This window comes from Micromonospora sp. GCM10011542 (genome assembly GCF_042650685.1).
GTDB lineage: Bacteria > Actinomycetota > Actinomycetes > Mycobacteriales > Micromonosporaceae > Micromonospora.
Genome location: NZ_JBHSBO010000040.1, coordinates 314,613 through 326,756, shown reverse-complemented (window position 1 = coordinate 326,756; position 12,144 = coordinate 314,613). Strand labels below are relative to the sequence as shown.

Here is a 12,144-nt window from a genome sequence, read left to right as displayed (position 1 = left end):
GGATAGATCTTCGTCACGTCGGAAAGCCTGATCGAGGCGAGCTTTCCGGAACCACGGCGACCCATGATCTCTGCGGTGGGGGAAACCCTGCCGACGGCTCCCTACCAGCGGTTCCAGTGGGCGAATGCCTCGGCCTCGGCGCGGGGACCGGGCTTGAAGTCGGTGCCCAGGGTGTAGGCAACAGGTGTGAGCGCCACCTGTACGACAGTGTCGAACGGGACGCCGAGGAGGTCGGCCATCTCCCGCTCGTAGCTGAGATGGCTGGTGGTCCAGGCGGTGCCGAGCCCGCGTTCGCGTGCGGCCAACATGAAGCTCCAGAACGCCGGTATGACCGAGCCCCAGGCACCGGCCTGCCCACGAACACTGTCGAGTTCGGCGCGTGACTCGACGCGCAGGCACGGGATGAGCAGCAGCGGCACTTCATGCAGGTGTTCGGCGAGGTGTTGCAAGCTGCCCGCGATGCGGCCCCACTCGTTCGAGGCGAAGCTCATCCGGCTGAAGGCCGGGCCGGCGGTCCCGGACCCGGGCGGCGGAGCCATCAGGCCGCGCCGCCACAGCTGCGCGACGGCCGCCCTCATCCGCGGCTCTTCGACGAAAATGAAGTCCCAGCGCTGCCTGTTGCGGCCGCTCGGCGCCTGCGCGGCGATACGGAGGCAATCCTCGATCACCTCGCGTGGCACCGGGCGCCGAAGGTCCAGGCGCTTCCGCACCGCGCGGGTGGTGGTCAGCACCTCGTCGGCGGAGAGCCCGAGCGTGCCCGACTGATCCTGCTGTCCGAAGTCGGTCATGCCAGCGCCTCCAGGCTCTGCGGGATGCCGAGGTTGGCGGTGACCGCGGGAAGCAGCCCGGGGAACCGGTCATTGATCTCGTCGGCCCGCAGTTCGTGACGGCGGAAACTCCCGTTCGGCGTCACGCGGAGGATGCCGGCCTCACGTAGGACCTTCAAATGGTGCGACAGCGTCGACATGCTCACCTCGGACAGCGCCTCGAACTTCCCGCACACCACCCCGCCGGACTGTGTCAGCTGTCGCACGACGCTCAACCGCACCGGATCGGCGAGCGCGCCGAGCAGCGTGGCCAGGTCAACCGACGCCAGGTCGGGATGATGCAGGGCTCTCATGGCGGCGATGCTAGCCTTCATTTCGTGATTTCGCCAATCATCGAAATCTTGGCCCCGAACGGAGCAGCATGATGCGCGTCGACACCGTCATCCTCAGCGGGGAAGGCCCGCACGCCGACCCCTGGCACCCACTGGCCGCGACCAGCGCGAAGATCGCCGAACTGCTCGGCGGCCCGGGTTCCGTGACGACCGTAGCCTCCATCGACCAGCTCGGGACGGCCCTCGCCGACGCCGACCTGCTGGTCGTCAACGCCAGCGCCAACCGCACGACGTCGATCCCCCAGGACGACGCCTTCGCACGCACCCTCGACGCCTTCCTCGGCCGCGGCGGCAGCCTACTGGCCACCCACAGCGCCACGATCGCCTTCCCGGGCCTGCCGACCTGGCGATCCACGCTCGGCGCCACCTGGCACCACGACCGGACGTTCCACCCGCCGATCGGCCAGACCCTCGTCCGGCGCACCGCTGTGGACCACCCGATCACCCGGGGGCTCGGCGACTTCGAGGTCTACGACGAGCGCTACACCAACCTGGATCTGGTCGATGGCAGTGGCATCCAGCCCCTCTACGTGCACGAGGAGGGCGGCGAGACCCACCCGCTCGTCTGGGCACGCACCGTCGGGAGCAGCCGGATCGTCTACGACGCTCTCGGTCACGACGTCAGGTCCTACGAGTCCCCGGGACACGTCGAGCTGTTCGGGCGCATCGTGTCGTGGCTGCGGCATCGGGCCTGACGCCGGAGTCCAAGAAGGCGCTAACCGGCGGCAGGTGTTCCGCGCTCAGCGTTGGCGGAGCTCCAGTTCCGCTGGTGAAGGCGCTCAAAACCGTCCAGGAGGACGTCCAGGGCGAACTCGAACTCGAACTGGTCGTCACAGCCTCGTCCGACCGCCGACGTCTCATCGTGGGACGCGGCCGTGGCGATCTCGACGATGTGCGGGTACTGCGTGGCCACCTGGCGGAACATGGCCGCCCGCTCGTCCGGGTCTGCCGGTGGTGGCGGCGTGGGGAAGACCTCCTGGGTCAACCCCCACATCCGGCTGCCGAGTGCGTGCATCACGTGGTGGGTGAGGTCGACCGAGAGGCCGCCGGCCCGGAACATGCCGATGAGCGAGTTCATGTAGTCCAGCACGACCGGTGTGGCCTGCGTACGCGTCTCGATCACGTGGGAGGCCCAGCGGTGGCGCAACAGCGCCTGGCGGGCCGACAGGATCCGCTGCCGCACCGCGTCCTTCCAGCCGGCGTCGACCGTCGGAGGGTCGATCTCACCGACGATCACCTCGACCATGCCGTCGAGGAGTTCCTCCTTGTTGGCGACGTGCTTGTAGAGCGCCATGGGCACGACGCCGAGGGCCTGCGCCAGGTTGCGCATGCTCAGGTGCTCGATGCCGGCATCGTCGGCGAGCGCTACCGCGGCCCGCAGCACCCGGTCCCGGTTCAGCGGCGCACGGCGGGAGCTCTCGTCGCGCCCGCTGGTGGTGACGCCGACGTCGCCGCTTGACATGTGTACAACGTACACCTACGGTTTGAGGCCTTAGAGGTGTACGCCGTACACCTCTGTTCGGAGGCTCGCATGACTTCAGCCCGCAGGACCGCCATGGTCGCCGGCGTCCTCTTCCTCGTCACCCACGTCACCTCGGTGGTGGCCCTCGCCCTCTACAAGTCGGCCCTCCACGACACCTCCCGGATCTCCGGCTCCGACACGCCGCTGCTCGTCGGCGCCTTCCTGGAGGTGCTGCTGGTGCTCGCCATCATCGGGACCGGCGTCGCGCTCTTCCCCGTCGTCAAGCGGCAGAACGAAGGCCTCGCGCTCGGCTACGTGGGGCTGCGCACCCTCGAGGCCGGCGTCATCGCCGCCGGCATCGTCCCGCTCCTGGTCATCGTGACGCTGCGGCAGAACCCGACCGAGGCGGCCAGCGCCGACGCCGGCGTCGTGGGTAGCGCCCTGGTCGCGTTCCACGACTGGACGTTCCTGATCGGACCGAGCTTCGTCTGCGGGACGAACACGGTGCTGCTCGCGTACCTGCTGTACGCCTCCGGCCTCGTACCACGGTTCATCGCCGCGCTGGGGCTGGTCGGCGGCCCGCTGGTCTTCGCCTCCGGCGCCGCGCAGATGTTCGGCCTCTACGAGCAGATCTCGCTCTGGGCGGCCCTCTGCGCCATACCGGTGTTCACGTGGGAGATCTGCCTCGCCGTCCACCTGGTCGTGCGGGGTTTCCGGTCTCCGGCGGCGGCAGCGCTCGACCCCGCGCCAGTCGGCGCCGAAGCCCCTCCCGTAGCCGCCTAGCCGGCCGCGATCTCCGTGCCGGTCGTGGGCCAGCGGTCCACGACCGGTCGGTACAGAAGTTTGGTCATCGCCTCCTGACCTGCTACGTTCAGTTTTGTACCAAACGGTACAGCCGTGCCGAGGGGCGGCGGGATGGTCAGCTGGGACCCCGGCCCCTCAGCTCGTCGGAAGCAATCGGAGGTAGTCATGTCGCGCGACATCGCGCAGGAGGAGTCGGTCCGGGAGACGGTCCAGACCTTCTTCCAGTTGCTCGGCACCGGCGACGCGGACCGGGTCGCCGACGTGTTCGCCGAAGAGATTGACTGGTACGTCCCCGGTGACGAGAGCCTGCCGTGGGTGGGGCGCCGGACACGTCGCGAGCAGGTCCCCGGGTACTTCAACCTCCTGTGGCCCGCCCTGGTCGCCGGCGAGAGCGTCGTCGAGTTCCACAAGCTCCTCGTCGACGGCGCCGACGCGGTCTGGCTCGGCCGTTTCACCCATACGGTGCAGGCCAACAAGCGCACCTTCACCACCCCGGTGGCCTTCCACTTCACCATCGAGAACGGCAAGATCGTGCGCCTGCACCTGTACGAGGACACCCACGCCGTCTCGCAGGCCGTCGCTGCCTGACCAGCCCGGCTCAGCCCGTCGGGTCAGATCTCGAACCCGACGTGCATGAGCGCCTGGGCCCGGTCGATGGCCTCGATCTCGGTGATCCCGGCGGTGTTGGCGTACAGCTGCGCCAGCGCGGTGATCAGGGCCGCCGCCCCCAGGTTCAGCGCGTGGTACTGCTCGATGAACGCGGCGATCAGCTGCTCGGAACTGCGGGTCCGGACATGGCCGACCGGGACGGGAGCCCGGTCGGCCTCGTCGCACAGGTGGCCGTGCACCATCGACCACATGTCGCTGCGTTCGCCGGTGGCCGCACCCGTGATGATCTGCCGGGCGATGTCGGCGAGCTGGTTGCCGGCCGCCATCACCCGCGCGTCCTCGGGGTCGATGCTCGGCACTACCGACCCGCCTCGGCGTGGACGTCGAGCCGGCACCACGCGGCATTCCGGCCCGAGGTCGTCGGCTCGCCGACGAGGTCGAGGTGATGGTCGTGCGGCGGGGGCACCGCGACGCGGGTCGTCACGTCGGTGCGCAGGAGGTGGGTCATGCTGATGTCAACGAGTCTCCCGCGCCGTAGGTCCTGTTCCCGGGGTTCCACCCCGGGAGCATCCTGGCGGCCGCGCGGCTGGTGATCGACGGGAACGCCGACCGGCCCTAGCATGTGGTCAATGGATCTACGAGATCCGTCCCTGGTCGACTCCGGCCATCAGCCCGACCGAAGGGAGACGCGCATGCGTCGACCCACCCATCTGGCACTACTCAGCGTCGGCGTGTCCGGCGCACTGGTCCTCACTGCAACCCCGACACCAGCCGCGGCCGAGCCCGCGACCACCGCGTCACCGGGCATCGTGGTCAGTGACGGCATGACCCAACCGGTGTTCTCGCTCGCCGACGCGATCGAGGAGCGGGTGTACGTACAGACCCCGGTGGACACCGACCACGACGGCCGCCCCGACCGGGTGGCGATCGACATCTCCCGGCCCCGGGAAACCGCCACGCAGGGCTTCAAGGTGCCGGTCATCTTCGAGCACAGCCCGTACCGCAAGGGCACCTGGGGCGACGTGCCGTACCCGAGCGTGCTGGTCGACGAGCTGCCGCAGAACGGCGCGACCAGCCGCTCCGGCCTGCGCGCGACTGACGCCGAGGCCCAGCGTGCGCTGGCGAAGGCCAACCTGCCCGGCTCGCTGGACGACTACTACGTGCCGCGGGGGTACGCGGTGGTGCTGGGCCAGAGTGTCGGCACCGGCGACTCGGACGGCTGCCCGACCAGCGGCGACCAGGCCGAGACGCTCGGCACGAAGGCGGTCATCGACTGGCTGAACGGGCGCGCGCCTGGCTACGACGCGAGCGGCGCACCGGTCACCGCCGGCTGGACCACCGGCGCGGTCGGCATGACCGGCGCCTCCTACAACGGAACCCTGCCCAACCAGGTGGCCACCACCGGCGTCGAGGGCCTGAAGACCATCGTGCCGGTCGCCGCGATCAGCAGCTGGTACGACTACTACCGGGCCAACGGTCTGGTCGTGGCTCCCGGGACGTACCAGGGCGAGGACACCGACATCCTGGCCCAGTTCACCGCCGGGCAGGCGCGCGCCGAGGGCCAGTGCGCCGACGAGATCGCCAAGATCACCGCCGAGCAGGACCGGGTCACCGGCGACTACTCGACGTTCTGGCGGGACCGCGACTACCTCGACGCGCGGAACGTCGAGGCGAGCGTCTTCGTCGTCCACGGCCTCAACGACTGGAACGTGAAGACCGAGCACTTCGCCGGCTGGTGGGACGAGCTCGCCAAGCGCGACGTACCCCGCAAGATCTGGTTGCACCAGGGCGGGCACGGCGGCCCGGGCAGCGCCGCGTCGGTGACCCTGCCCGACGGTCGCACGTGGACCTACAAGCAGACCGAGAACCGCTGGTTCGACTTCTGGCTGTGGAACGTGCCCAACGGGATCATGGACGAGCCGACCGCGGTGCTCCAGCGCGAGGACCGGGTCTACACCACGTACGCCAACTGGCCCGACCCGGCCGCCCGTGAGGTCGGGGTGCATCTGGCCGCGACCGACGCCACCAACCCCGGCACCCTCACCTCCGGTAAGGCGCCGAAGGGCAAGGTCGAGCAGAGCTTCGTGGACGAGGGACGGACCATCCACCCGGACGCCCTGGTCGCCAACCCGGACACGGCCAGCCCGAACCGGCTCGCCTACCGCTCCCCCACGCTGACCCAGGACGTCCGCATCTCCGGCCGTCCGGAGATGCGCCTGCGGATGGCGATCGACAACAAGCCGGACGCGAACCTGACCGCGTACCTGGTCGACTACGGCCCGGCCGGCTCGACGGCCGCGCCGAAGGTGGTGACCCGGGGCTGGATGGACCCGCAGAACCGCAAGGACGCGTCCCGCACCCAGCCGGTGAAGCAGGGCAAGCTGTACGACTACCGGTGGACCCTGGAGCCGAAGGACTACATCTTCCCGGCGGGCCACCGCATCGGCGTGGTCGTGTTCTCCAGCGACCAGGAGTACACGCTGCTGCCGCTGGGCGGCACCGAGTTGCGCGTCGCGCCCAACGACAGCGAGCTTCGCCTGCCGGTGGTCGGCGGACGGGCCGTACTCGGGTTCTGATCGAGGTGGGGGCAGCCCGACAGGTCGGGCTGCCCCCGCGAACCGGCGGGACTGGCACGATGCACGTTGGTGGATCTAGGCCGGGCCGGGCTCGGCGACCTCATCGCCGTACCCGGAGGCCGCGACGATGGTGGCCGCCGCCGAGGTGCGTTGGTAGAGCACCCGCCGCCCATGACGCCAGCAGGTGACCAGGCCACTACGGCGCAGGATCGCCAGGTGGGAGCTCACGGTCGGTGCGCTCAGGTGAAGCGAGCGAGCCAGGTCCGTCGTCGAACGCGGCAGCCTCAGGCTGACCAGGATCTCGGCGCGGCTCCTGCCGAGCAGCGCGGCGAGCGGGTCCTCCTCGTCGGCACCGACGCTGTCCTGCCACAGGTCGCCGATGCCACGCGCACCGTAGGTGAGACTCGGCTGGCCGGCCAGGCCCAGCTCGACCCAGAGGTGCGGCCACACGAACACGCAGGGCACCAGCGTCAGACCGCCACCATCGACGTCGCCCTCGGTGAGGCTCGCGACCCGGATGGCGTGTTCGGTCATCTTGATCGAGGGATGCAGATCGAGCATCAGCTCCGCGATGCCTCCCCTGGCGAGCCTTCTGGTTCGGTAGGCGACGTCGGCGTCCAGGACCGCGCGCAACTGGGGCCAGTAGGGCGCGATGGCGACGTGCCAGTACTGCTCGAGCGCGTCGGCGACCATCCGTGGAGCGTCCGCGCCCCGGTCGACGAGCCGACGCGCGGCAGGCGACATGCCCACCGCGCGCCACGCTTGCGCCAGCTCGTTGACGAAGTGCTCCAGCGGCCAGTCGGCGACGAGTTGGAGCTGTTGCTCGATGGTCGTCGCCGTGTCGGTCGCCCCCACGAACAGGAACTCCGCGATATGCCCGCCGGGCGGGACGACCGCCCGGAGCAATTCGCCGTCCACCCGGGGCAGGTCCGACCGAACCCGCTCGTACCAGCCGCGGTGCAGTGGATGGACGTTGCCCGAATTGACGATGTAGAGGCTTTTCGCGGTCTCCGCCAGCGGCGAATACGCGAACCGCATCCGCGCCAGTACGGCAGAGCTGAGCCGTAGCTGGATCATCAGGTCAGAGTCTGGCACATGTTTTCGATCGTGCCATTCTGCACGGTGAACTCCCGCGATCCGTCCGGGTGAACGGTGTAGAGGACGGACCCGGACAGGAGGTACACGCCGGCCGGGTACGAGGGGTTGCCGCTACGGATTACGGCGAGCCCATTGCCGTTGAACTGCCAGTCGCTGCCGCCGCCCTCATGGAAGGTGGCGCGCAACGTTCCGGAGGCGTTGCGCTGGACCGACTCCCCGCTGCCGACGTTCGTGAAGAGGACCCCCAGCGCACCCTGGAACTCCTGCACCCGGGGCGTTCCATCGGGGAACGTGGCGACGACGCGGGTGAGCTCGTGGTCGTACGCGATGTCGCCGTTGAGTTCGAACGAGCAACTCACTCCGGCGGCGAGGTTGAACGGCGGCGTCTGGTACGGCACCCACCCCGAGCTCCCACCGGGGTCGGCCCCGGCGGCCGTCGTTTGAGTGGCCGCCACCACCAGTGCCGCGCTCAGCGCGGCCAGTGCCTTGACGAACGTACGCATCGCTGCTCCTAGGTCCAGGGGTGATCCTCACGGGCGGCCCCATGATGTGCAGGGTCACGGCGTGGCGACCACGATTAGACCTACGTCGAATGGACGCGCGGCGCGACGCTCGACGGATCTCGTTGCGCTACGCCCACTCGCCCTCGAACAGCGGCGTGACCGGGCGCTCCCGCCGCCCGATCCGCAGATCCCCGAGCATGGTGCTGCGCTCCGCCCGGTCGACCTCGGCGTCCAGGTCGATCTGCAACTCCTCGGAGGCGTCGTGCGCCGCGCCGATGAGGACGAGTTCGGTGCCGGCATGGTCGAGGAAGCTTGGCGGGTCGAGCGGGGCGAAGCGACGGCCGTGGAACGTGTCCTGCAACGCGGCGGGCAGCGTGACCTTCTGCGATCCCCGCAGGCCGACCCCGGGCGGCGACGGTGCCCGCGGATTCTTCACCGTGACGATGTAGCTCGCCTCCGACTCGATGCTGAGATCGTGCTGCGCCGGGCCGGGACGCAGGGGAAGTTCGAGTTGGTACGCGAGGTGGGTGTGGTCGTCGTGCCGGGCGATCACGTACGCGCCCTCCGCCGCCGGCCGCGACGGCGGCTGCTCCCGCCGGTCGCGGGTCTTCGTCCGGTACGTGCGCGCCCGCAGCGCCTCGTGCAACTGCTCGGGCCGCTCCACCACCTCGTCGACGAACGCCCAGAACCGGTCGTGCTCGTCGATATCGGGCAGGCGCTTGCGCCCGACCACAAGAAGCCGCAGGTGTCGCCCCTGCCACGGGTGCATCACCACCAGCAGCCGCTGCACCTCGTCCAGGGAGTCGACGTGCTCCTCCTCCACCCTGGGTCGGTAGAGGAAGTAGATGTCGCCGTCCTCGAGCAGTTCGGCCATCCGCGCCGGGTACCCGAAACGGCCAGCGGCCAACGCGAGAGCAAGCCTCGGGCCTGGACGATCAGCCGGGCGGGGGCGACGAGGACCCGAAACCGGTGTCGAGGTCCGGCTGGCCCGGCATCGGCGGGCGGTCCTGCCCGTCATGGGCGAGGCGACTGCGACGACGGCCGTAGAGGAAGTAGACGACGAATCCCAGCGCCATCCAGGCGAAGAACCGCAGCCAGGTCTCGACGGTGAGGAACAGCATCAGCACGACGCAGGCGACGATCGCGAGAACCGGAATCACCGGTCCCCAGGGAACGCGGAAACCGCGAGGCAGGTCCGGCCGGGTACGGCGCAACAGGATGACCGCCGCCGCGACGAGGACGAACGCGAACAGGGTGCCGATGTTGACCAGAGCCGCGAGCTCCGCCAGCGGAATGAACCCGGCGAGCACGGCCACCACCACGCCCACGATGATGGTGATCCGGTGCGGGGTGCCGAAGCGCGGATGCACCCGCCCCAACCAGCGCGGCAGCAACCCGTCACGACTCATCGCGAACGCGACCCGGCTCTGCCCCAGCATCAGGATCATCACCACTGTGGTCAGCCCGGCGAGAGCGCCGACAGTGATCAGGTCGGCGATGAACGGCTGCCCGACGGCCTGGAACGCCGCGGCCAGCGGTGCCTCCGTGTCCAGCTCGGCGTAGTTCTGCATCCCCACCACCACCAGCGAGACCGCGACGTAGAGCGTGGTGCAGACAGCCAGCGAACCGAGGATCCCGCGCGGCACGTCGCGGCGCGGCACCCGGGTCTCCTCGGCCGCGGTGGCCACGATGTCGAAGCCGATGAACGCGAAGAACACCAGCGCACCCGCTGCGAAGATGCCGCTGATCCCGAAGTTGGCGGGGGCCTGCCCGAAGACGGCCTCCAGCAGGGTCGCGTCGGCGCCGGATCCGCCCGACGCCGGCTCGGCCGGTGGGACGAACGGCGTGTAGTTGTCGCGCTTGACGAAGAACAGCCCGGCCACGATCACGAAGAGGACCACCGCCACCTTGATGGTGACCACCACGGCGTTCAGCCGCGACGAGATCTTGATGCCGGCGACCAGGACCGCGGTGAGGATCAACACGATCAACGCGGCGGGCAGGTTGAACGCGCCGCCCTCGCCCCCGGTGATGGCGGGCGGCAGCGTCACCCCTAGCGTATCGAGGAGCAGCGCGAAGTACTGCGACCAGCCCACGGCCACCACCGCGGCGGCGAGGACGAACTCCAGGATGAGGTCCCAGCCGATGATCCACGCGATCAGCTCGCCGAGCGCCGCGTACGAGTAGGTGTAGGCGCTGCCGGCGACCGGCACGGTGGATGCGAACTCCGCGTAGCACAGCGCCGCCAGCGCGCACGCGACACCGGCCACGACGAAGGACAGCGCGACCGCCGGCCCGGCAGTCTGGTTCGCGGCCACCCCGGTCAGCACGAAGATGCCCGTACCGATGATGACCCCGATGCCGAACACGGTGAGATCCAGGCCGGAGAGATCCTTGCGAAGCCGGTGCTCCGGCTGCTCCGTGTCGCGTATCGACTGCTCGACCGACTTTCTGCGCAAGAGGTTCACAACGCAGCCACCTCACCATGTCCCCGACCTGATGTTGCCCTGGCTCACGAATGACCCGAATCAGGACGAACAAACCTGGCGCGTCGCGTCTTCCTGTACAGGGCCGGGCGGGAAGAACCCGGTGACACGGCTCGACCCGGCACACTGCGGCAAGGCGACGCTGGCGTCCCTGAGCGTTCGGATCATGCTCGGAGAGAGTTTGCCTAGTGCCGTTTGACACTGGCGTTGCAAAAATGGCACAACCTGCATGGCCACCCGGCGAGACGTGAAGCAGCATGTAGGCAGGCTTGATGGGGTGGTTCACGTGGTCAGCACCGGTAAAAACATTCGGAATTTTCGCCGGTTCCCAGCAGAAGCCCAGCGATCGGCGGATGCGGCAGCCGAGGAGCGTGATCAGCGGCTCCGGGCGATCACCAAAAAGCGCAGCAGCAAAGCTGCCAAACTGTCGGCCAATGCAGACCATCGGCTGCGGCGCCTGCTAGGTGACGACAACTGGGCGGACCTGAGGAACCTGATGCGGCAGGAACGGCTGACTCTTCGTGACCTGCTTCAGCCACCCCAAGGGTTGACGTCGAGCTACGGCAAACTGAACAAAGCCAGGAAACAGCGGGCCGAGGCATTCCTGCGGAGCCGAGACATCAGGCGCGACGCGATCGCCGAGATAGCGAAGGACTACCACGATGGGCTAGCCGAGGTCTTCATGACCCACGACAAGATCAGCCCCGGCTTCCATCTCTCGAACAACCTCGACAAATGGTTGCGCCTGTCTCCATTCCACGATCGTGCGCTGCCCTGGGGCATCTTCGAACCCGACGACAGCCAGGGCCCGCACAGGTGGGAAGTCTTCCGGCCGCCGTTCTTCGGGTTCAACTTCGGCTTCCTCCCGGTGCACAACGACAACTTCGTCGTTGATCGGATCCACACCCTGAACCCGTCGGTCGGAGACGTGGGAATCTCCATCACGATGGACAACAGCGACGCCGGCAGCTTCGACTACGCCTCCGGAGACGCATTCAGCGCGATAGCATTCGCCTTCGTACCGCCAACGACAGGTCTGATCGAGGTCCTCATCGACGCACAATGCGTCGAGGCTACCCACCGCCTCGAAACCGAGGACGAATGGGGATGGTCGAACTCTCACACCGGCCAGAGCAACTCCCTGATGCTCGACGTCCTGCACCCCAACGTGTCCGAGCCGTCATATGCCGAGATGTCGGTATTCAACGAGCGGACCGACGACGACGAGAGTTTCCTGCAGGAGAAACTGACTCGTGGCGCGCACTACTTTGCGCAGTTGTTCAGCGCAGGACCGGTGCCGGCGGGCCAGCCCGTCATTGTCTGCGCCGGGACGCGCTCGTTCGACATCAGCGGCACCAACGACGTGTCCATTCACAGCACGTCCGACTTTCGATGGTTCATCAGCTCGGTCGAGGTCCGAGTCTCGCCGTAGGTCCCTTCGGACGCC

At 68.6% G+C, this 12,144-nt stretch carries 14 protein-coding genes; 5 read left to right on the top strand and 9 right to left on the bottom strand.

Annotated features, from left to right (window positions below):
• Positions 1–101: 101 nt before the first annotated feature.
• The gene (locus ACFOW4_RS14915) at positions 102–788 is read right to left on the bottom strand and encodes a nitroreductase family protein (RefSeq protein WP_377527964.1); all 687 of its coding nucleotides are present in this window, start codon (positions 786–788) and stop codon (positions 102–104) included.
• Positions 785–1,120 (bottom strand): ArsR/SmtB family transcription factor, encoded by a 336-nt coding sequence (locus ACFOW4_RS14910; protein ID WP_377527962.1) that lies wholly within the window; start codon positions 1,118–1,120, stop codon positions 785–787. The genes ACFOW4_RS14915 and ACFOW4_RS14910 overlap by 4 nt, the downstream gene beginning before the upstream one ends.
• A gap of 71 nt (positions 1,121–1,191) precedes the next feature.
• Between ACFOW4_RS14910 and ACFOW4_RS14905 the strand changes: the two genes are divergently transcribed.
• Entirely contained in the window at positions 1,192–1,854 is a 663-nt protein-coding gene (locus ACFOW4_RS14905) for a ThuA domain-containing protein (protein WP_377527960.1), read from the top strand.
• A 20-nt stretch (positions 1,855–1,874) separates the two neighbouring features.
• On the opposite strand, the gene ACFOW4_RS14900 is transcribed toward ACFOW4_RS14905, so the two are convergent.
• Complete coding sequence (locus tag ACFOW4_RS14900; protein ID WP_377527958.1) at positions 1,875–2,621, bottom strand: TetR/AcrR family transcriptional regulator C-terminal domain-containing protein; 747 nt, start codon at positions 2,619–2,621, stop codon at positions 1,875–1,877.
• A gap of 69 nt (positions 2,622–2,690) precedes the next feature.
• Between ACFOW4_RS14900 and ACFOW4_RS14895 the strand changes: the two genes are divergently transcribed.
• Positions 2,691–3,404, top strand: a complete 714-nt coding sequence (locus ACFOW4_RS14895) for a DUF4386 domain-containing protein (RefSeq protein ID WP_377527956.1) — start codon at positions 2,691–2,693, stop codon at positions 3,402–3,404.
• A 186-nt stretch (positions 3,405–3,590) separates the two neighbouring features.
• Positions 3,591–4,013 (top strand): nuclear transport factor 2 family protein, encoded by a 423-nt coding sequence (locus ACFOW4_RS14890; RefSeq protein ID WP_377527954.1) that lies wholly within the window; start codon positions 3,591–3,593, stop codon positions 4,011–4,013.
• A gap of 23 nt (positions 4,014–4,036) precedes the next feature.
• Here the strand turns inward: ACFOW4_RS14890 and ACFOW4_RS14885 are convergent, their stop codons facing one another.
• On the bottom strand, positions 4,037–4,393 hold the full coding sequence (locus ACFOW4_RS14885; RefSeq protein ID WP_377527952.1) for a hypothetical protein: 357 nt from the start codon (positions 4,391–4,393) through the stop codon (positions 4,037–4,039).
• Positions 4,393–4,542 (bottom strand): hypothetical protein, encoded by a 150-nt coding sequence (locus ACFOW4_RS14880; RefSeq protein ID WP_377527950.1) that lies wholly within the window; start codon positions 4,540–4,542, stop codon positions 4,393–4,395. The genes ACFOW4_RS14885 and ACFOW4_RS14880 overlap by 1 nt, the downstream gene beginning before the upstream one ends.
• Before the next feature lie 184 nt (positions 4,543–4,726).
• On the opposite strand from ACFOW4_RS14880, the gene ACFOW4_RS14875 reads away from it, so the two are divergent.
• On the top strand, positions 4,727–6,610 hold the full coding sequence (locus ACFOW4_RS14875) for a Xaa-Pro dipeptidyl-peptidase (RefSeq protein ID WP_377527948.1): 1,884 nt from the start codon (positions 4,727–4,729) through the stop codon (positions 6,608–6,610).
• Positions 6,611–6,685: 75 nt separating this feature from the next.
• On the opposite strand, the gene ACFOW4_RS14870 is transcribed toward ACFOW4_RS14875, so the two are convergent.
• The 4 genes from ACFOW4_RS14870 to ACFOW4_RS14855 all read right to left on the bottom strand — a co-directional run bounded on the left by ACFOW4_RS14870 (position 6,686) and on the right by ACFOW4_RS14855 (position 10,679).
• Positions 6,686–7,687, bottom strand: coding sequence for a DUF5937 family protein (locus tag ACFOW4_RS14870; protein WP_377527946.1), 1,002 nt, complete (start codon positions 7,685–7,687; stop codon positions 6,686–6,688).
• The gene (locus ACFOW4_RS14865; RefSeq protein ID WP_377527944.1) at positions 7,687–8,211 is read right to left on the bottom strand and encodes a hypothetical protein; all 525 of its coding nucleotides are present in this window, start codon (positions 8,209–8,211) and stop codon (positions 7,687–7,689) included. Before ACFOW4_RS14865 ends, ACFOW4_RS14870 begins: the two co-directional genes overlap by 1 nt.
• Positions 8,212–8,338: 127 nt before the next feature.
• A complete protein-coding gene (locus ACFOW4_RS14860; protein ID WP_377527942.1) occupies positions 8,339–9,085 on the bottom strand; it encodes a hypothetical protein in 747 nt (248 codons plus the stop codon).
• A 61-nt stretch (positions 9,086–9,146) separates the two neighbouring features.
• Positions 9,147–10,679, bottom strand: coding sequence for an amino acid permease (locus ACFOW4_RS14855; protein WP_377527940.1), 1,533 nt, complete (start codon positions 10,677–10,679; stop codon positions 9,147–9,149).
• Between the two features lie 304 nt (positions 10,680–10,983).
• Between ACFOW4_RS14855 and ACFOW4_RS14850 the strand changes: the two genes are divergently transcribed.
• On the top strand, positions 10,984–12,129 hold the full coding sequence (locus ACFOW4_RS14850; RefSeq protein WP_377527938.1) for a hypothetical protein: 1,146 nt from the start codon (positions 10,984–10,986) through the stop codon (positions 12,127–12,129).
• Positions 12,130–12,144 lie beyond the last annotated feature (15 nt).

Excerpts from the sequence above, each read along its gene's own strand:
- ACFOW4_RS14915 (WP_377527964.1), bottom strand. The coding sequence starts at position 788 with ATGACCGACTTCGGACAGCAGGATCAGTCGGGCACGCTCGGGCTCTCC.
- ACFOW4_RS14910 (WP_377527962.1), bottom strand. The coding sequence starts at position 1,120 with ATGAGAGCCCTGCATCATCCCGACCTGGCGTCGGTTGACCTGGCCACG.
- ACFOW4_RS14905 (WP_377527960.1), top strand. The coding sequence starts at position 1,192 with ATGCGCGTCGACACCGTCATCCTCAGCGGGGAAGGCCCGCACGCCGAC.
- ACFOW4_RS14900 (WP_377527958.1), bottom strand. The coding sequence starts at position 2,621 with ATGTCAAGCGGCGACGTCGGCGTCACCACCAGCGGGCGCGACGAGAGC.
- ACFOW4_RS14895 (WP_377527956.1), top strand. The coding sequence starts at position 2,691 with ATGACTTCAGCCCGCAGGACCGCCATGGTCGCCGGCGTCCTCTTCCTC.
- ACFOW4_RS14890 (WP_377527954.1), top strand. The coding sequence starts at position 3,591 with ATGTCGCGCGACATCGCGCAGGAGGAGTCGGTCCGGGAGACGGTCCAG.
- ACFOW4_RS14880 (WP_377527950.1), bottom strand. The coding sequence starts at position 4,542 with ATGACCCACCTCCTGCGCACCGACGTGACGACCCGCGTCGCGGTGCCC.
- ACFOW4_RS14875 (WP_377527948.1), top strand. The coding sequence starts at position 4,727 with ATGCGTCGACCCACCCATCTGGCACTACTCAGCGTCGGCGTGTCCGGC.
- ACFOW4_RS14870 (WP_377527946.1), bottom strand. The coding sequence starts at position 7,687 with ATGATCCAGCTACGGCTCAGCTCTGCCGTACTGGCGCGGATGCGGTTC.
- ACFOW4_RS14865 (WP_377527944.1), bottom strand. The coding sequence starts at position 8,211 with ATGCGTACGTTCGTCAAGGCACTGGCCGCGCTGAGCGCGGCACTGGTG.
- ACFOW4_RS14860 (WP_377527942.1), bottom strand. The coding sequence starts at position 9,085 with ATGGCCGAACTGCTCGAGGACGGCGACATCTACTTCCTCTACCGACCC.